General features: G+C 67.5%; 17 protein-coding genes. 9 read left to right on the forward strand and 8 right to left on the reverse strand.

Features of this window, described 5'->3' with window-relative positions; all coding sequences use genetic code 11:
- Positions 1 to 29: 29 nt before the first annotated feature.
- The gene (locus tag RF647_RS05380; RefSeq protein ID WP_368810825.1) at positions 30 to 2,117 is read right to left on the reverse strand and encodes a M3 family metallopeptidase; all 2,088 of its coding nucleotides are present in this window, start codon (positions 2,115 to 2,117) and stop codon (positions 30 to 32) included.
- Between the two features lie 42 nt (positions 2,118 to 2,159).
- Positions 2,160 to 2,396 (reverse strand): hypothetical protein, encoded by a 237-nt coding sequence (locus tag RF647_RS05385; protein WP_368810826.1) that lies wholly within the window; start codon positions 2,394 to 2,396, stop codon positions 2,160 to 2,162.
- Between the two features lie 582 nt (positions 2,397 to 2,978).
- On the opposite strand from RF647_RS05385, the gene RF647_RS05390 reads away from it, so the two are divergent.
- Both RF647_RS05390 and RF647_RS05395 read left to right on the forward strand, forming a co-directional pair.
- Complete coding sequence (locus RF647_RS05390; protein ID WP_368810827.1) at positions 2,979 to 3,500, forward strand: lycopene cyclase family protein; 522 nt, start codon at positions 2,979 to 2,981, stop codon at positions 3,498 to 3,500.
- Between the two features lie 363 nt (positions 3,501 to 3,863).
- Positions 3,864 to 4,211 carry a hypothetical protein gene (locus RF647_RS05395; protein WP_368810828.1) on the forward strand — a complete coding sequence of 116 codons (348 nt, stop codon included), beginning with the start codon at positions 3,864 to 3,866 and terminating at the stop codon, positions 4,209 to 4,211.
- Positions 4,212 to 4,985: 774 nt separating this feature from the next.
- On the opposite strand, the gene RF647_RS05400 is transcribed toward RF647_RS05395, so the two are convergent.
- Positions 4,986 to 5,411: a hypothetical protein gene (locus tag RF647_RS05400; RefSeq protein ID WP_368810829.1), complete on the reverse strand. Its 426-nt coding sequence runs from the start codon at positions 5,409 to 5,411 to the stop codon at positions 4,986 to 4,988.
- Between the two features lie 299 nt (positions 5,412 to 5,710).
- On the opposite strand from RF647_RS05400, the gene RF647_RS05405 reads away from it, so the two are divergent.
- Entirely contained in the window at positions 5,711 to 6,301 is a 591-nt protein-coding gene (locus tag RF647_RS05405; RefSeq protein WP_368810830.1) for a recombinase family protein, read from the forward strand.
- Positions 6,302 to 6,464: 163 nt separating this feature from the next.
- On the opposite strand, the gene RF647_RS05410 is transcribed toward RF647_RS05405, so the two are convergent.
- The 4 genes from RF647_RS05410 to RF647_RS05425 form a co-directional block, all read right to left on the reverse strand.
- Positions 6,465 to 6,701: a DUF202 domain-containing protein gene (locus tag RF647_RS05410; protein WP_368810831.1), complete on the reverse strand. Its 237-nt coding sequence runs from the start codon at positions 6,699 to 6,701 to the stop codon at positions 6,465 to 6,467.
- Positions 6,702 to 6,714: 13 nt separating this feature from the next.
- Positions 6,715 to 7,101 carry a YidH family protein gene (locus RF647_RS05415; protein WP_368810832.1) on the reverse strand — a complete coding sequence of 129 codons (387 nt, stop codon included), beginning with the start codon at positions 7,099 to 7,101 and terminating at the stop codon, positions 6,715 to 6,717.
- 270 nt (positions 7,102 to 7,371) lie between these two features.
- The gene (locus tag RF647_RS05420) at positions 7,372 to 8,784 is read right to left on the reverse strand and encodes an MFS transporter (RefSeq protein WP_368810833.1); all 1,413 of its coding nucleotides are present in this window, start codon (positions 8,782 to 8,784) and stop codon (positions 7,372 to 7,374) included.
- 18 nt (positions 8,785 to 8,802) lie between these two features.
- On the reverse strand, positions 8,803 to 9,867 hold the full coding sequence (locus RF647_RS05425) for an MBL fold metallo-hydrolase (RefSeq protein WP_368810834.1): 1,065 nt from the start codon (positions 9,865 to 9,867) through the stop codon (positions 8,803 to 8,805).
- A gap of 107 nt (positions 9,868 to 9,974) precedes the next feature.
- Between RF647_RS05425 and RF647_RS05430 the strand changes: the two genes are divergently transcribed.
- From RF647_RS05430 to RF647_RS05440, 3 genes are all read left to right on the forward strand, one after another.
- Positions 9,975 to 10,901 carry a LysR family transcriptional regulator gene (locus RF647_RS05430; RefSeq protein ID WP_368810835.1) on the forward strand — a complete coding sequence of 309 codons (927 nt, stop codon included), beginning with the start codon at positions 9,975 to 9,977 and terminating at the stop codon, positions 10,899 to 10,901.
- 705 nt (positions 10,902 to 11,606) lie between these two features.
- Positions 11,607 to 12,695, forward strand: a complete 1,089-nt coding sequence (locus RF647_RS05435) for a hypothetical protein (protein ID WP_368810836.1) — start codon at positions 11,607 to 11,609, stop codon at positions 12,693 to 12,695.
- Between the two features lie 108 nt (positions 12,696 to 12,803).
- The gene (locus RF647_RS05440; protein WP_368811121.1) at positions 12,804 to 13,481 is read left to right on the forward strand and encodes a class E sortase; all 678 of its coding nucleotides are present in this window, start codon (positions 12,804 to 12,806) and stop codon (positions 13,479 to 13,481) included.
- Between the two features lie 557 nt (positions 13,482 to 14,038).
- On the opposite strand, the gene RF647_RS05445 is transcribed toward RF647_RS05440, so the two are convergent.
- Complete coding sequence (locus tag RF647_RS05445) at positions 14,039 to 14,404, reverse strand: hypothetical protein (protein ID WP_368810837.1); 366 nt, start codon at positions 14,402 to 14,404, stop codon at positions 14,039 to 14,041.
- A gap of 829 nt (positions 14,405 to 15,233) precedes the next feature.
- Here RF647_RS05445 and RF647_RS05450 point away from each other — a divergent pair.
- The 3 genes from RF647_RS05450 to RF647_RS05460 are packed head-to-tail and all read left to right on the forward strand — an operon-like array spanning position 15,234 to position 18,230.
- Positions 15,234 to 16,463 carry an ABC transporter substrate-binding protein gene (locus RF647_RS05450; protein WP_368810838.1) on the forward strand — a complete coding sequence of 410 codons (1,230 nt, stop codon included), beginning with the start codon at positions 15,234 to 15,236 and terminating at the stop codon, positions 16,461 to 16,463.
- Between the two features lie 55 nt (positions 16,464 to 16,518).
- Entirely contained in the window at positions 16,519 to 17,388 is an 870-nt protein-coding gene (locus tag RF647_RS05455) for a carbohydrate ABC transporter permease (RefSeq protein ID WP_368810839.1), read from the forward strand.
- A complete protein-coding gene (locus RF647_RS05460) occupies positions 17,385 to 18,230 on the forward strand; it encodes a carbohydrate ABC transporter permease (RefSeq protein WP_368810840.1) in 846 nt (281 codons plus the stop codon). The genes RF647_RS05455 and RF647_RS05460 overlap by 4 nt, the downstream gene beginning before the upstream one ends.
- The last annotated feature ends 261 nt before the right edge of the window (positions 18,231 to 18,491 follow it).

The raw sequence follows: 18,491 nt of genomic DNA on the forward strand, positions 1-18,491 counted from the left end.
GAGCCCTCCGGCTACGGGCGCCGCAGCGCTCAGCCGCGGGCGTCCCGGGCGGGAGCACCGCGCCGCCGGTGGACGAACTCCTCCCGCGGCTGGAGGCCGCGCCGCTCCAGCAGCGCGCCGAGGTGCGGGCGGCGTCCCAGCAGGGCCTCGAAGGCCTCCATCGGGGCGGTCTCGTTGCCCCGGGAGAGCACCTCCTCGGCGAAGCGCCGCCCGTTCTCCCGGGTCGGTCCGCCGCGGGACGTGAACCACTGCGCCGTGTCGGCGTCGAGGATCTCGGACCAGATGTAGGAGTAGTAGCCCGCGGAGTAGCCGCCGGCGAAGATGTGTTTGAAGTATCCGGTGCGGTAGCGCGGGGCGATGCCGTCCACGCCCACTCCGGCGCGGGCGAGCGCCTCCTGCTCCACGGTCCGGGGGTCCGGCAGTTCGGCGGGGTCCTCGATCCCGTGCCACGCGAGATCCAGGTAGGTCGAGGCGAGGTACTCGACGGTCCGGTAGCCCTGCCCGTGCGCGGAGGCCTCCCGCAGGCCCGCGAGGGTCTCCTCGGGGATCGGCGCGCCCGTGCGGTGGTGGCGGGCGTAGTGCGGGAGCACCTCCGGGTGCAGCACCCACATCTCGTGCACCTGGGAGGGGTACTCCACGAAGTCCCGCGGCACCTTCGTCCCGGAGAACGAGGGCAGGTGCACGTCGGAGAGCAGCCCGTGCAGCGCGTGGCCGAACTCGTGGAAGACCGTCACCACCTCGTCCAGGGTCAGCAGCTTGGGCCTGCCCGCGGGCGGCCGGGTGAAGTTCGCGTTGTTGACGACGACGGGGCGCTGACCCGTCAGCCGGTTCTGGTGCACCAGCGATCCCATCCAGGCGCCGCCCTGCTTGTTGGGCCGCGTGAACCAGTCGCCCAGGAACAGCCCCACGCCGCGGCCCGCCTCGTCGGTGACCTCCCACACCCGCACCTGCGGCAGGTAGCCGTCCAGGTCGGGGCGTTCGGTGAAGACCAGTCCGTAGAGCTCCCGGGCGGTGCGGAAGATCCCGTGCTCCAGCACGGACTCCAGCTCGAAGTGCTCCCGCAGCGCGGAGGCGTCCACGGCGTAGCGCTCCCGGCGCAGCCGCTCGGCCCAGAACGGCCAGTCCCACGCCTCGATCGGGTGCCCGGCCAGCTGCTCGAGCTCCGCCCGCTCCTCGAGGGCGTTGCGCACGGCGGGGCCGGTGATCCGCTCCAGCATCTCGTGCACCGCCTCCTGGGACGGCGCCGTGTTCCCGGCCATGACGTGGTCGCCGTGGCTGCGGTAGCCGAGCAGCCGGGCCTGCTCCGCGCGCAGCCGGGCGATTCGGGCGGCCACGGGCAGCAGGTCCGTGCGGCTCTGCGAGCCCTCGCCGCCGTGCTCGCCGGTGCCGCGGTTGACGGCGGCCAGATGGATCCGCCGGCGCAGCGCGCGATCCGTGAGCACCGACAGCGCGGGTTGCACGGTAAACAGAGAGGGCGTGAGCAGGTACCGGCCGGGCATCTCGTTCTCGGCGGCCGCGGAGGCGGCGGCCTCGACGTCCGTGGGGGACAGCCCGTCCAGCTCCGCGGGGTCGTCGACGACCACGGCGGAGGCGTTGACCTCCCGGATCAGGTCGTTGCCGTAGCCGATGCTCAGCTCCGAGAGCTCGTCGTTGATCTCCCGGAGCCGCTGCTGGTCGTCCAGGCTCAGCTCCGCGCCGGAGTTCGCGAACCAGGAGACGTACTCGTCCAGTGCGCGCAGCTGCCACGGCTCCAGGTCGGTGCGGTCCACCCGCCGGACCCGGGCGTAGAGCTCCTTGTTGAGCGTGAAGTCCGCCTTGTGCTCCGACAGCCGCGGGGCGAGCTCCTGGTAGATCTGCTGGATGCCCTCCGTGTTGTGGGCCGCGGTCAGCGTGAAGAAGACCGACTCGACCCGGTCCAGGGCGAGACCCCCGCGCTCGAGGGCCTCGATGGTGTTGGCGAAGGTGGGCGGGTCCGGGTCGGCCAGGATCGCCCGCACGCACTCGAGGTCCTGGGCCATCGCCGCCTCGAAAGCCGGCAGGAAGTGCTCCTCCTTGATCCGCCCGAAGTCGGGCAGCTCGTAGGGGAGCTGGCTGGGGCGCAGGAGTGGGTTGTCCAAGGGCCGGCTTCTGTCGTGGTGGGCGGACGGGTGCGACCAAGACTAGCCTCCCGGTGTGACGGGGGTGTGAGCACCCCGCGCCCGTCGACGAGGCGATGCGGACATCGACGACGTCGCGGCAGAACGGCCGGGGGAGTCCGTGCCGTCCGCTGCAACGGTGATCTTGCCGAGCGCACCGCCGGTGCCGGCCTCGACGGCTGCGGCGGAACGGGTGTGGACGCAGGTGTCGCCGCCGATGACGACGTCGACGACCCCTGACAGATCGGCCAGACTGGACATCGTCCCGAGGGTCACTGACGGTTTTGAGAGTGGCCGCAGAGATGCCTGCGTCCGGAGAAGGAGTGCCTTGCTCATGACCCACCAAGCGCGGGAGTACGACGTCGTCATTGCCGGCGGTGGACTTGCCGGGCGCAGTCTCGCCTATTTTCTGAGCCGGGAACCAGGGCTGTCCGGGGTGCGGATCCTCATCATCGACGACGCCGGAGATCGATACCCGCACCGTTCACTGATCTACTGGCACGACGACGCCCTCCCGTTGCCCCTGACGCCCGCAGCCACGTTCACGAGCCTCGCGGTTGACGCAGGACCTGCCCAGCGGGTGCTGCCGCTCGAGCGCCACCGCCTGTGCCTCACCTCGTCACGGGCCGTTTTCCGATGCCTCGACGACGTCATCGATGCCAACCCTCAGATCACCCGTCTTGACGCACGAGTTTCACGAGTACGGGCCCATGCCGACTCGGTGGACGTGGCCCTGTCCGATGGCCGGCTCGTCACGGCATCCCACTGCTTCGACAGCACCTTGCCCCCACCGGGATCAAGGCACCACTGCTCATGTCGGGCGAGGTTCGTCAGGTGCGGACTGTGCACGCTTTCATCGACCCGTCGATCGCCACCTTCATCGATTTCCGGTCCGGTGAACACGACCCCGTGCACTTCCACTGCGTCCTGCCGATCTCAGTCCGAGAAGCCGTCGTTGAAGTCACCCGGATCATGCCGGGGAAGGCTCACACCCCGGAATTCTCGTTCGAACAGGCGACGTCGGACTACCTGCGTGAGGTGTGGGGCGTGAGCAAATTCTCCTGGTTGTCCGTGGAGCGAGGATCCATCCCCTTGGGCATCCGCCCCGGTTCTTCCTGCGGCCGCCATGTGCGCATCGGATGTCCCGCCGGGGCCGTCAAGGCCACCACAGGCTACGGCTTCACCCGAATCCTTCGCCAAACCCAGCACATCGCCTCCACGCTGGCCTCCACCGGGTCACCTGACGCTCCCCGGCCGTGCCCACGCTTCCGCTGGTACGACAGACCCTTCCTCAAGATGTGGGAACACGACCCTGAACACGCGGTGCAGTTCATGATGCTCCTGCAGCCACGTCTATGGATCTGAGCCCTTCCTCTCCACCTCTTGTCCGGGCGAACCGGCAAACCGACTTTCTGCACGCCGTAGCAACAGATTCGACACAGGGCAGGAGGATCGCTGCGGGCACCCGACGTCGTAGCATCTTGCCACGCAAAGGGTTTTGGCTCTCTCACGCAAGCCAAAGGATGCGAGACGTCTCGTCGCTGGTTTCCGGCGGACGCTTGGTGGTGTCTCGGCGGAGGTGAACAGTTGGTGACACCTTTGACAGCCTGCTTCTCTTGCCCGGTGGGAGTCTCTAGCCTGGAAGTGGACAGCGTCGTCGAGTACCCCTGCCGGCACCTGGGCTCGTTGTAGCTCCTGGTGCGCTCGACCACCTGAAGGACCACTGCCATGAGTGTCTGTGATCTGCTGCCCGTCCTGTCTGGCGCCGGGCCCGTGCCGATCTCGCCGGGCATCGGCGTCGGCATTGTCTTCGATCCCATGCCCTGGGTCGATGTTTCCGAGCTGTCCCGCTGCCGGATGCGCGTTGACCGGCCGGGGCTGCACCTGCGGGCCGGGGAGACCGTGCTGTGCGCCCCCTACGCACCCGTTGAGCTGGGCATGGTCGTGCTGGTGCGTTGTGAGGCTGACGGGCACACCCCAGGTGCTCTCATCACGGCCAATGAGGTGGAGTACCTCGAACCCGCGCTCGAGCCGGTGGTGCTGGGCGGATGGGATAAGCCCGGCACACGCTACTGACTTCCTTGCCGGGCTGCCCCGTTCATTGACCTAGCGCTGCCGACGTTCTCAATGTCAGCCCGGCCTGCGGAGACCTCGTCTTATCCGGTCGGGTGTCCCGTCGCATGCGTCATCAGGTAGGTCATCACCGACCAGGGTTTTTCGAGGTATCGGTAGGCGCTGTGCCAGGCATGCAGAAAGCCGGACGAGGGATGGTTGTCCGGCTTTCGGCATGGAAGACGGCTTCCGCCACAACACCAGTGTGAAGCACCGTGAGGTGGTCTGACTAGAGGTTTCGTGCCGTGGGAGCGGCCCCATGACCTGGCGAGTCCAGGGGAGGGCGGCTTGAAGATGCTGGTTCCGCTGGGGTCGACTTCACTCACCACGTGCGTGGCCTGACCCGGGTCGTGTGGCGACTCCTCCGCCGGGGGCTGGGTGGTGGGACGTCTTGACGGGAGCGGGTTCGCGTGCCCTGGCTGAGGTGTCGTGGTCGGGTGTGGCAGGGGCGGGGTGGCCCCCCGGCCACCCCGCCCCGTGCTGCTTCATCGCGGACTCATCATCTGGCTCGCACCTCGGATCCCCCCGGAACCAAGGTGCGGCCGGTCGACGCGTCCGAAGCTGGAGGATGGTCTGATGCAGATCACCTGTCCCTTTGATATGCCAGGGTGCTCGCTCCTGCCCCGTCCGGCAATTCCGCGGATGTGGCGGGGTTCACAACATGACACATCCATGTGCGGTTGTGAATGGAGGTGGCCGTGGGTGGCCGGTGTGCGAAGGGTTGATCTGCGCGCAGGGTCAGCCGCGGACGTCTGAGGTTTCGCCCTCGAGATCGTCGAGCACCCACTCTGAGAGCTGCCCTGCCGGCACGACGAACGTGTCCTCGCCCAGCAGCAGCGCCGTCTCCCGGGCCGACAGGGGCGCCTCAGTGGCCTCGGTGTCGTGGACGGCCCGTGCGGCTGCGTAGCCGACGGCCAGCTGGGTGGCCCAGCCCCGGTGGCCGGCGTAGCAGGGGTGCTCGGGGTCGGGGCTGCACGCCTCCAGCCACCGTGCCGGCTCCCGTGGAGTGGAAATGGCGGGCATCAGGTGTTGGTGCAGGTCCCAGGTGACCTCGGCCCTGCGGCCCGCGGGGGTGACCACCATGGGGTAGTAGGTGGCGACCCACTGGGTGGGCGAGGCGGGGTGCAGCTCGACGGCCAGAGACCCAGGTGCAGAGGTGTTCATGCCTTCTTCCTGTTCGCAGGTGATGGATCGTCTGGCTGTGGCGGCCTGGGGCAGGATCGCGCCGCCGGGTCTGGGGGCCCGATGGAGATTGCCCAGGGTAGGCACGGGGCCGACAACTTTGGAAGCAAGCTGAGCAATGTGACATCAGGCCGCCCGTCAAACCAAGGGGTGCGAGACGTCTCGTCCGAGAAATTTACGCCCGCATGTTTCCGCGGTTCGGCCTGTCTCGCATCCTTGTGCTTTATCCATGCCCCTAGAATCGGATACTCAACGTCGGTTGCGAGACAGATGAGGGGGACATGGGGAAGCTGATCGGGTACGCGAGAGTGTCGACGCGGCAGCAGGACGCGGACCGTCAAGTGTCTGACCTGTTGGCCGTCGGTGTGCGGCGCGATGACCTCTACGTCGATCATGGAGTGTCTGGCGGACGTGCCTCACGTCCGCAGCTCGACAAGGCGGTGGCCGCGCTCGAAGAGGGTGACACTCTGGTCATCACGACGCTGGACCGGTTGGGTCGGTCGACGCAGAACATGCTGGTCTTCGCCGAGGCGCTGCGGGGGAGAGGTGCCGGGCTGCGGGTGCTCAACCTCGGTGGGGGAGACGTGGACACCGCCACCCCGATGGGTTCGATGGTCTTCACGGTCATGGCTGCTCTGGCGCAGATGGAGTTGGAGATCAAGCGGGAGCGGATCATGGACTCGGTGGCCAAGCGGAGGGCCGCCGGCAAGGACCTCGGCGGGCGGCGCCAGACCTTCACCGACTCCCAGATCCGCAACGCACTGCGCCTGATCGAGGGCGGGGAGCCGGCCACCCAGGTGGCACGGGATCTCGGGATGTCCAGAGCCACCCTCTACCGCCGCATCCGAGAGCTGCCCATGTCGATCAGATGAGTCGTCGGCCGGTCCGCCTTGGCCTCGTGCAGAGGGATCAGGCGAGCACGACGGCGACGTAGATGCCCAGGGCGCCGAGAACGACCGTGGCCGCAGTGAGGCCGAGCACTCCGCGGACGTCGGCGGCGACGTGTTCGGCGGTGATTCCGGTGGAGCTGCGGGTCTAGCGGGTCCGTTGGGTCAGGTAGATCGCCGTGCCGGTGATGACGGCGACGGTGAAGAGCGCCAGGACGAAAGGGCCGTGGTGGGAGATCCAGCGCAGGCAGATGGCTGCGGCGGTGATCAGTGCCAGCACCGTGCGTCCCCAGGCCAGGATGGTGCGTTCGGGCTGCAGCCCAGGGTCGTCATGCGCCGGATCCAGGGTCCGGGTGCCCGGAGGTCGTTGGGAGGAGCCGTTCATCGGGCGGCCTTGGTCAGGTCTGCAGGACGAACACGACCATGGCCCCGGAAGCGATGGCCCCGCCGATGCCCAGCAGGGGGGCGATCAGCGGCAGCGGCAGCGGTGTCTTTTGTCGCAGGCTGCGTTCCACACCCACCCAGCGCAGGGCGGCGCCGCCGCTGATGAGCACCCCGAGCAGCAGCAGGACCACGGCCAGGAAGGTGCGCATCGGCTCGGGGAAGAGATCTTCGGTGAAGGCTTCCACCGCGATGCCACTGGCCAGGAACGCCAGGGAGGTGCGGATCCAGGCGAGAACGGTGCGTTCGTTGGTCAGGGTGAACCGGGGGTCGGGCTCGGTGCCACCGCCGAGTACCCGGGTGGAGAATCGATTGCGCGGTGGCGCCTGAGGGGAGGGTGGCACGGGGCGCCTCACGATCGTTGCTGGAGGGATTCCGGTTTCGTGGCGGTCCTCGTTCCGGCACCAGGACACCTTGATGCTCTCTGGCGAGCATTCTTGGGGTGTAGTGCCGGAACCAGGTGGATGCAGGGCAGGTTCAAGACATACATCTGGGCCGCCAATTGGCGGTCCTGCCAGCAGTGTTCGATTGCCATGGCGACGGCGGTGCGCACCGGGAGGGTGCGCACCGGGAGGGTGCGCACCACTGCCGCCATAAACGGGCGGAGCCGGGAACTACCCCCGCACGGCCGGCGTCTCGTACGGTGTGGCAGCCACCGAGTCGGTCGCGGCTACGGTGACCTCGGCCGGGCCGTCGAGTTCCTGGATGTCCTGACCGGAGCGGTCCTTCGACGCCAGCAGGGACACGAGGCTCATGCCGGAGAAGGCGACCCACAGGCCGGCGACCAGCCACAGCGACCCGCCGCCGGTGATGACCAGGGCGGTGGCGATCATCGGGGTGAAGCCGGCGCCCAGGGTGGAGGCCAGCTGGTAGCCGATCGAGGCGCCGGAGTTGCGCACCGAGGTGGGGAACAGCTCGCCGGCGAAGGCCCCGTACGGGCCGGAGGTGAATCCCTGCACCACGGACAGGCCCAGGAAGATCGCCAGCATGAACGCCACGCTGGAGCCCATGTCGAGCAGAGCCATGACCGGGAAGGCCAGGATCATGGCGCCGATGTTGCCCCAGATCATGACCCGGCGCCGGCCCAGCCGGTCGGAGAGCCTCGAGGCGATGATGACCATGATGATGGTGCACACCCCGGCCATGGCCTTCATGTTCAGCACCTCGCTGGGGGCCAGCACGGTCTGCTGGACGGCGTAGGAGATCGCCCACGCACCCATCAGGCCTTGGGCCATCTGCCCGGACAGCCCGGCGCCGACGGCGATGAGCAGGGCCTTGGGGTGTTCGCGGAACAGCTCGGCGGCCGGGACGCGGCGCTTCGTGGTCTCGGCCTTGGCGGAGAGCTCTTGGAAGACGCGGGACTCGGAGACCTTCATGCGGATGAAAATGGCCACCCCCATCAGGACGGCGGAGAAGATGAACGGTACGCGCCAGCCCCAGGCGAGGAACTGCTCCTGCGGCAGGGTGAACATGGCCGAGAGCACCAGGGTGCCCAGGATGGTGCCCGCCGGAGCGCCCATGTAGGCGAAGGCGGAGGCGAAGCCGCGGGACTCCTTCTTCGAGTTCTCGAAGGCCAGCAGCATGGCCCCGCCCCATTCCCCGCCCACGGCGATGCCCTGGAACAGGCGCAGGGTCACCAGCAGGATCGGTGCCCACACCCCGATCTGCTCGGTCGTGGGGAGCAGGCCGATCAGAGTGGAGGCGATGCCCATCATGAGCACGGTGCCGACCAGGATCGCCTTGCGACCGATCTTGTCGCCGAGGTGACCGAAGATGAAGCCACCCAGGGGGCGGGCGACGTAGCCGACGGCGAGGGTGCCGAAGGAGACGAAGACCGCCAGCTGCGGGTCCATGCCGGCGAAGAACACCTGGTTGAAGACGAGACCGGCGGCGGTGGCGTAAAGAATGAAGTCGTAGTACTCCACAGCGGTGCCCAGGAAGCTGGAGAACAGGATCCTGCGCATCTCGCGCGGGCTGGCGTGGTAGGTGCCACCGGGCGTTGCCGGAGTCTGGGGCTGTGTGCTCATGGCGTGGTCCTCGGTCTTCTAGTGCGCGGTGGATGCGGTGCCGGGGGTGGTCAAAGAAGCGGGGTCGGCCGTGCGGCCGAACGGGATGACGTCCAGGTCGTCCGGGATGCTCAATGGCCCTTCGAAGGTGGTGTGGGCTTCGGCCCAGGCCTCGGGTGGTGAGTAGCTGGGCACCAGGTGGTGCAGGGCCAGGTGACGGGCTCCGGCGGCCTCGGCGATGCTGCCTGCCTCGGCGGCGGTGGTGTGGGCGCGGCGGTGGTGGTCCATGGTGGCCTGGAGCATCTGCGCGTCGGTGTACTGGGCCGCGAGGATGTCCAGGTTGATGGCCTCGTGCAGCAGCAGGTCCGTGTCGCGGGCCAGGCGCACCATGTTGGCGCACGGTGCGGTGTCGCCGGAGATGGTCACCGAGCCCGTCTCGGTGTCGAAGCGGAAGGCGTAGGCCGGGGCCGTCGGGTGGTGGGAGACCAGGATGGCGGTCACGGTGACGTAGTCGTCGCGGAACACTTCGACGGGCTCCATGTTGGGGGCGACGTTGGCGTCCGGGTCGAACCCGGTGTCCGCCGGCAGGTCGATCTCCCGGGTTTCGAACTGCTCGGTCGGGCTCTTGGCCAGCGAGTCGAAGATCCGGTCGTTGATGTCGGTGGCGTAGGCGCCCAGCAGGCCCTCGACCAGCCCGGTGACACCGGGAGTCGGTCGATGCGGGGCGACCGGTGCTGGCACGGAAGCGGCGCGCGGAGACAGCGGCGGCAGTTTGCCTCGGTCACCGGGGCCGATCACGGGAATCGGTCCCCGGGAGGTGTTCTTTAGCTCGAAAGCCCCGAACAGCAGCATCGAGGGCAGGTCGACCGTATGGTCCGAGTGCATGTGGGTGATGAAGATGCCGCCGAGGTCGGCCATGTCCAGGCCGGCGGCGTGGGCTTGACGGCCGGCCCCCTGACCGCAGTCCACCAGGTACCAGGAGTCGTTGACGACCACGGCCGTGGCGATGCCGAAACGCGGGGTGCCGTGGTGATCCTTCCACCAGCGGGGTCCGCCCGCCGTGCCCAAGGTGATCACGTAGGGGGCCTGATGCGGTGTTTCCATGCGGCCCTGCTCCATTCGATGAGTCGATCAAGTGCTTCCTTTCAGCGTCGTGTCCCGGGTCACATTTGTCGAGCTACAATAAGTGACCAGACCCATAAGGAGAGCTCATGAGAGAGGTCACTCTGCGGCAGCTCGAGTACTTCGCCGCCGTAGCCGAGACGCAGTCGATTACCGAAGCCGCCAAGCGCTGCAATGTCTCGCAGGCGGCGGTCAGTCTGGCGCTGGGCCAGCTCGAGCAGGCGGTCGGTGCCACGTTGGCCGTCCGGCGGCGGGGCAAGGGGATGTCGCTGACACCGGAGGGGCAGGTGGTCGCAACCCGGGCTCGCCAAGTGACGGACCAGGTCGTGGATCTGGCGTCGGCAGTGGACCTGGTCCACGGCCGGTTGTCCGGGCGGCTGGTCATCGGAGTGTTCAGCACGTTGGCCATGCACGCCATCCCGGCTCTGGTGGAGTGGTTCACCACTCGGCATCCGCAGGTCGAGCTGGACTTCGTGGAAGGCACTGGGCCTGAGGTTCAGGAGGCAATGCTCGCCGGCCGGCTCCAGGTCTGCGTGGTGTACGAAGCCCAGCTGCTGACCGACTGCACGGCCGAGGTGCTCAGGGAGACCAAGCGCCAGGCAGTGTTCGGTCTCGAGCATCCTTTGGCAGGACGAGAGGCGGTGGGCCTGGCGGAGCTGGCGCCATACCCCGCCATGCTCATGGATGAGGAGCCCGCGCTCCAGCAAACCGTGGCGGAGTTCGCCCGCGCCGGCGTTGAACCCAACATGCGGTGGCGATCGGCCAGTGTGCAAGCCATCCAGAACGTGGTGGGCCGGAACCTGGCCTACTCGCTGTTGATGCAACCAGTCCCCACCAGCCCCGAGGGGCGCCCACTGGTGTTCCGCCCGCTAGCCGGGAGCATCCCGACCAATTCGGTGATGGCCGCCCTGCCGGCCGGAGTGTCCCGCAGTGCTTTGGTGGAAGAGTCATTGGCAGCGCTGCGAGCACACTGGGGAGGGTCACGGATGGAGGCCCCATCGCAGGGCGACCGGTGAGCACTCCATGACCTGGTGGGGGACCGCGAATAGTACAGCTGAGAGCGGGTCGATCACTCGATTTACATATGGCCGGTTAGCGGCAATCAGACTGTGAGGGCGGCATTGCAGGGGCCTGACCAAGGCATACTTCTCGAGAGCAATCCGGGCGCATCTGCGCCCCCGAAACATCACCGCGGTGATTCTGGCGAGGGACGACCAGGTCGGGCATCTGTCCCACCGCGGCTCCAAAGGCGGGAGGCCACCGTCCTTCGACGCCGAGGACTACATGAGCCGCAACGTCGTCGAGCGCTCCTTTTCGACGTCTTCAAGCACCGGCGGGGCCTCACGACCCGCTACGACAAGCTGGCGCTGACCTACCGCGGTGGGGCCGTACTGGGCGCCATCACCATCTGGCTCAAGGCCCTATTGAGGGGCATGCCCCAGGTGTCGGCGGCTGTCCATCGCCCCTGGTGTGACAGCAACGGCGTCGTACACACTTCCGAGGATATAGCCGCCCTCCTCCGGTGCAGTTCGGGGGACGGCGCGCGGACCAGTGGCCGGGCTGCTGTCCAAGGCGCGAGCATCACCGCAGGTGAGAGCAGAGTCCACGTAGTCCGCCGATAAGTGGGGCCCTTCGACATGACCGCTCTTCTATGTACATGTATGCGCATGGAAACTTCCTACAGTGGGCAGTGATCCCCCACCACTCCTCACCCTCCGGAGATGACCGTGAAGACGACCCTCATGCGTGCCCTGCTCGTTGCCCCCACCGCCTCAGCACTCACCGTCTGTGGACTGACCGGTGCTATTGCCGCGAGTCCCATGGCCGACGCAACCGCACCGTTCACGCTGGTCATGGCCACCGTGGCCTCGTCGCATCCGGACGCAGTTGCGGGCAACGGGCCCGAACGAGCCAACGGTGGCCAGGGCAACGGTGGACTGGGCAACGGTGGTCAGGGCAGTGACGGCACCATCCCCGGCAACGGTCACAATGGCAACGGCACCCAGGGCAATGGCACCCAGGGCAATGGTGGCCTCGGCAACGGTGGTCAGGGCAGTGACGGCGCCATCCCCGGTAACGGCAACGACGGCAACGGCACCCAGGGCAATGGTGGCCTCGGCAACGGTGGTCAGGGCAGTGACGGCGCCATCCCCGGTAACGGCAACGACGGCAACGGCACCCAGGGCAATGGTGGCCTCGGCAACGGTGGTCAGGGCAGTGACGGCGCCATCCCCGGTAACGGCAACGACGGCAACGGCACCCAGGGCAATGGTGGCCTCGGCAACGGTGGTCAGGGCAGTGACGGCGCCATCCCCGGTAACGGCAACGACGGCAACGGCACCCAGGGCAACGGCCATCGAGAGGATGAGGAGTCGACGCCCGTCCCGACCGCTGACCCTCTGCCCCGCCACTTGGCGCCCCAGGACAAGCCGAGCCCGCAGGGCTCCGGCGACAGCACCGCCGAAGACTCGACATTCCAGGAGGGTCCGGCGACCGTCCTGCCGCCGTCACGGGTCGGCTCCGCTGACACACCTTTGCAGGTTCTGCCGGCAACCGCCGTGGTCCATCCGCAGGCACTGCTGCGCACGACTGAGATCACGACGATTACGAACGAGGTGCGCTCGGACGCATCGACGGCGTCAGTCGTCGGTGCCGGGATCGGGCCTTCTGCTGGAGCCGCGCCCGAGGTTGCCGTCGCGCTGCCGGAGTCGCTGGCGTACACCGGTGTGAGCGGCGCACTCCTCGGTGTAGGTGGTCTGGGCGCGGTGCTTCTGGCCGCGGGGGCGGTCCTGCGCCGCCGGTGCGGCTGAGGCAACCCCGTGTGTACAGCGCTTGGGGCATCGCGCCGTCCGGACCGGCGCGAGCCCGGCGAGGGAGCCACGGCTCCTGCTCAGCGACGGAGAACATCGGTGGTGCTGATGGTGTGCGGCTTGGTTCTGATGCTGGTACCGCCCGGGTACCTGTGGTGGTCGGACGTCACGGCCGAGACGTTGCAGGAGCAGGCGGTGGTGCAGATCAGTGACCGGCTGGACTCTGTGGGCCCCGGCCATCCCGAGGATGCGACTGCGGGCATGACCGAGCCGCCGGAGTCCGTGTCGACGGCTTACGCGGAACCGATCGGCGTCGTCTACGTGCCGCGCTTTGGCGAGGACTACGCGCGGCCGGTCATCCAGGGAACGGGTGCGGAGGTGTTGGACACCTTGGGCCTGGGGCACTATCCCGCCACGGCCATGCCAGGAGAGCTGGGGAACTTTGCTGTCGCCGGCCACCGGCAGTCCAATGGGAAGGCGCTGGACCGCATTCACACGCTGCGGCCCGGAGATCGTATCCACGTGCGCACGAGTCAGGGGTACTACACCTATTCCTATCGGGACAGCGAGATCGTCGCGCCGGACGAAACTCGAGTACTGGCGCCGAACCCATCCGATCCGGCTCAGGCTCCTGTGCAACGGCTGCTGACGCTGACCACCTGTCACCCGCGCTACGGCGCCACCGAACGGCACGTCGCCCGCGCGGTGCTCACGGCCTGGCGGCCCGCGTCGTCGGGTCCGCCGGCGGAAATCGCAACAGCGGTGACCGCTGCCGGGCGCCTTTGAGGCGGTAGCCGGGGCCGCGGTCGGGTGCGCGGAAGCGGTGGCGCCTAGGCTTCGAGCGCCGAACTTTGAAGCGCTATGGTGCGTTCCGCGTGGGACGACCGGCGAACCGAGGCCGTGGACCCTTCCGTGGTGTCGAACAGAGGTGGGAGAGCCGTGGGCTTTCGGTGTCGGACCGCTCAGTGTGGTTTCCGGCGGAAATCCTGCAACTGTGCTCAGTTACAGCCGTACGTGAGGTCGTACCGGTACTTCACCGATCCCGCTGGCAGCACCGGGTGTGTCCGGCGAGAAGGCGCAGCGCTGGTGGCGGTGTGGGACGTGTCGGCGTGGGGTGTTCATCGGACAAAGGGGGCGTTGGCCTTCAGCCAGGTGGTCAGCCACTGCTGCACACCGACGCGAGGCTCGCGGGTCGAGTGGTCCTTGATGCTTCTGGGATGGCAGTGGCCCCTGGTATCACAACGGTCTCACGAGGCGGTCGCCACCTCGGGATGAGGATTAGCCGGTTCCTGGTGGAGCCGCACCCGGGGTGGGGGCGCTGGGCGGGTAGGTCCGGGCGTAGTTCATGCAGCCCGCAGGACCGGCGAGGCGGCACGGGTCCGTGTGCCGCCTGTCAGGGTGTTCGCGTGGTGCGGGACGGGCGCGTGGTCGGTCAGCGCGGCCGGGACGAGGATCTCCACCGGTCCGGCCCCGGAGAGTGGGTGGTCGTGATTGATCGCTGCGCGCAACAGCTTCACCGCGGCGGCCTCCAGGTGGGTGGCGCCGGTGAGGTCCACTGTGACCGTCACCGGAGGGATGAGTGTCCGGGCCCGGGCCACCACTGGGTACAGGGCGTGCTGGTTGGCATCGGTCACGCATCCCGTGACGACCAGGTGCACGTACTGGGCGTGGAGATCGACCTGGACGAGCACGGTGAGCTTGTGGTCCATGGGTGAGCATCCTTCATCGCATGCTGGGGGAATCGCAGATTATGGGTCGAACCTCTTCGTCCACGGTAGGAAGACGGGGCCCGGCCCACAAGAACATGTTCTCCACATGGCTCACATTTCGCCCGTCGAGGGGGAGGCCGCCTTCGTCTCCGAGCCCACCACAACAACGGCTGCCCTCAACGCATTGTGCGCTGGTGGTGATCAGCGCCGGCGGGGGAGGGGACGAGCCCCCGCAGAGTCGGGTCGGTGGACGGGGTGAGTTCCCGCTGAGCGGGACGGGCAGTGTGCCGAATCTGGCTCTGATGACTGCTGCGAAGGGTGAACGACCGGAAAGCTCGGTGGCGACCCATAGTGATTTAAACGTCGGGGTGGGACCGAGCGGCTCTTCCTGAGGTCGGTAGTGCTCATGTGCCTCGTGTTGGGATCGGGTGGAAGTGCTTGTCGGAGCGGGGCCCTAAACTGCCCGCCATGTGCTGGGGCCGGTGTGGCTCAAGGTCAGTTTCGCCAGCGAGGAAGCAGTGGCCCTCGGGCCGGGCCGTGGCCGGTATGCGGTGCGGCTGGGTTCGGGTTTTCCGTGCGTCGGGCGTCCATCACGAGGCCGTGGGCGTGCGTTGACGGCCATGCAGACGACAGCGCCAGAGGCAGGTCCTGGACCCGGTCCTGCCCAGTGGCTCTAAGGTGGTCTCACGGTGCGTCGTGGCCGGCTGTGGTTTCGTTCCCTCCTTCTGATTGGAGCCCCGATATGCCCTTCCGCAACAAGTCTTTGATGTTGGCCGTGAGCCTGACCGCTGCGATGACGGTGTTGTCCGGTTGTGGTGCCGGCTCCCGGGTGGCTGAGAGTGGGGGCGCGGAGCAGGTTTCCTGCGACGTCGAGGTCCCCGAAGGGGAGACCACGGTCAACGTTCTGGCCTACAATTCCTCGGCGATCGATCCGTTCACCAACACCATGGTTTCCAGCTGCACCCAGGACGGGCTGACTGTCAAGCACGATCCGATCGACTTCGCCGGTCAGGTCCAGCGCACGCAGGCGACGCTGGCCGGGGACTCGGGCACCTTCGACATCGTGGAGACCTACGGCTTTGTGATCCCGACCTACGCGGCGGAGGGGAAGCTCATGCCGCTGGATGATCTGTTCGCGAAGTATGAGGAGCAGTACGGCTTGGATGGGCTGAATCAGCAGATGCTCGAGGCGATGTCCTACGACGGCACGCTCTACGCGCTGCCGATGCAAGCGCAGGTCTTCGTCATGGCCTACCGCGAGGACGTCTTCGAGGATCTGGGTTTGGAGGCCCCCACCACGTTCGCGGAACTGCGCGAGGCCGCCCAGACGATCCAGGAGGCCGGGGTGATGGAGTACCCGGTGGCCCTGCCGTGGTTGGCGAGCTCGGACATCGTCACCGCCTACGACGCGGCCCTGGGTTCGCTGGGCTCCGACTTCGTGGACCACCAGGCGGGGAGGGCGAACTTCGACACCCCGGTCGCCGCGCAGGCCTTCGAGGAGCTGGAGTCGCTGCTGCCCTACATGGATCCGCAGGTCACCACGTTCGACCAGCCGGCGGTGCAGCAGCAGATGTACAACGGGGACGCCGCGATCTCGATCATGTTCTCCGGGCGGATGACCGATCTGACAGACCCGGAGAACTCGCAGTACGCGGACCGGATCAGTTTCGCCGCCCCGCCCGCGGTCGAGGAGGGCGGCAAGCAGTACAGCGCCCTGTCCGTGGACGGCTGGTCGATCCCGGCGAACACCGAGGCGGACCCGGACCTGCTGTTCCAGCTGATGGCCGTCTCGGTCGGCCAGGAAGCCTCCGAGGCCGCGGTGCCGGCCGCCTACCCGGCGCGGGAGGGCGTAGTCACCTCCGAGAACTCGCCCTACGCCGAGGCCGCCAACAACGCGATCAGCAATGCTCCGCCGGCGGAGCCCTATCCCTACACCTCGCTGATCAGCAATGAAATCACCCCGATGGTCGCCGGTGTGCTCACCGGCAACACCGAGCCCAAGGAAGCCACCCGGAACATGCAGGACGCAGCCGAGCAGATTCTGCAGGACACCCGATGATGGCTCCGAGCCCGGGCCGAGGCCCGGACGGCGCCGTCAGAGGGCGCCGTCGTTGATGCGCAGGCGTGAGTTCTACGGGCTGGTGGGCCCCAGTGTGGCCGTGATGGTGGGACTGCTGGTCGTGCCCCTGTACCTGACGGTGAAGTGGAGTTTCCAGGAGGTCGACTACGGGTCACCGGGGGAGTTCGTGGGCCTGGACAACTACGCCCAGGCGTTCACGGACCCGCGGTTCGGCCGGGCGCTGGTGTTCACCGCCGGGCTCACCGTGGTGGTGACAGCCGTGTTGCTGGTCGCCGGCTACGTGCTGGCGGCCACGGTCAACAAGCTGGGCCGGATGCGCCCGGTGGTGTTGGGGATTCTGCTGATCTCCTACGTCATCCCCAACGTGGTGGGCGCGACAATGTTCTCGTGGCTGTTCGACCAGAACTTCGGCGGAGTGGTGAACCTGGCCTTCAGCTGGCTGACCGGCGACGAAATCCTGTGGTACGTGCAGACCTGGCCCAACCGGGTCATGGTGGCGCTCAACGTGGTCTGGTCCATGCTGCCCTTCGCCACTCTCATCCTCCTGGCCGGGCTCCAGGGCGTGTCCCGTGACGTTTTGGAGGCGGCGCAGCTCGACGGTGCCGGCCCGATCCGCACGCACTGGAGCATCATCGTTCCGTCCATCCGCGGGGTCATCGGGTTCGTGGGGCTAATTTCGGTCATGGACATCCTGCGGGTCTTCGACAATCTTGTGCCGTTGTCCCCGCAGGCGGTGCAATTGGGCAACGAGTCCGTGATGCTCTACATCTTCAACATTGCGTTCCGCGACGGCGGCCAGGACCTCGGCCTGGGCAGTGCGCTGTCCGTGCTGACCATTGTCGTGATCCTGGTGATGCTCTACCCGTTCCTGCGCGACGTCGTCCGGGAGGCCAAGCAAGCATGAGAACTCCTGCCCGCCGGCCCGGGGCCCGCGCCGGGGTGGGTCCGATCGGCACCGTGATCCTGACCCTGGTCTGCCTGCTCATGCTCCTGCCGGTGATCTGGACGGTCCTGTCCGTCACGAAACCCACGAGCGTGGCTTTTGTGAACCCGCCGGTGCTGACCTATTCGCCGACGCTGGAGTCTTTCGCTGATCTGTGGCAGACCACGTACTTCTACCGTTATCTGCTCAACACGCTCGTGGTGGCCGTGGTCAGCACGCTCGTGGCCCTGGTGCTGGGCATCCCGGCCGCCTACGCCCTCTCCCGCTTTCCCGGCTGGGTGTCCATCGCACTGCTGCTGCTGGCCCTGGTGTTCCGTTCCTTGCCCCGTTTCGCGATCGTGCTGCCGATGTACGACATCTCCCGGAGCCTGGGCATCTACGACACCCGGTTCGTTCTGGCGATGGCCCTGGTGGCGATCAACCAGCCCTTCACTATCTGGTTGCTGCGTAACTTCTTCGCCGCGATCCCACGCGAACTCGACGAGGCCGCGATGCTGGACGGGTGTCGACGCCATCAGATCCTGACCCGGATCATGGTGCCGCTGCTGGGACCGGGCATCCTCACCGCGGCGATCTTCGTGTTCTTCTTCGCCTTCCAGGAGTACCTGACCGCCGTGGTGCTCACGAACACCGAAGCCGGAACGGTCCCGGTGTTCGTCGCCACCCAGCTCGGACAGACGCTGCCCATGCTCCAGCAGGCCGGTGCGGCGGCGGTGCTACTGACGATCCCGGTGATGCTGTTCGCCTTCGTGGCCCAGCGCTACCTGGTGGCCGGACTCAGCTCGGGCTCAGTCCGCGGCTGAGCCGGGCTACCCAGCGCCTGCCGTCCGGGCATCGCACCCGTATACGAGCGATAGGGCCATGGTGGGCGTTGCGGTAAAGGTTTCGTCGCGAGCATCACCCCGGCCACCGCCTTTCCCGACGGACCGGGCGAGAACCCCTCGGCCTTACCCACGAGCGTGCCCGTCTCGGTGCCTAAGGCGTGGGATCCTGCGTTCAACAGTGTCAGAAGCAGTCGAGGAAGAGGGGCCGGGTGCGTCGTTCTCAGGCAGGCAGTCGGGGGT

The organism is Kocuria sp. CPCC 205263, from assembly GCF_040981075.1.
Classification (GTDB): domain Bacteria; phylum Actinomycetota; class Actinomycetes; order Actinomycetales; family Micrococcaceae; genus Kocuria; species Kocuria rosea.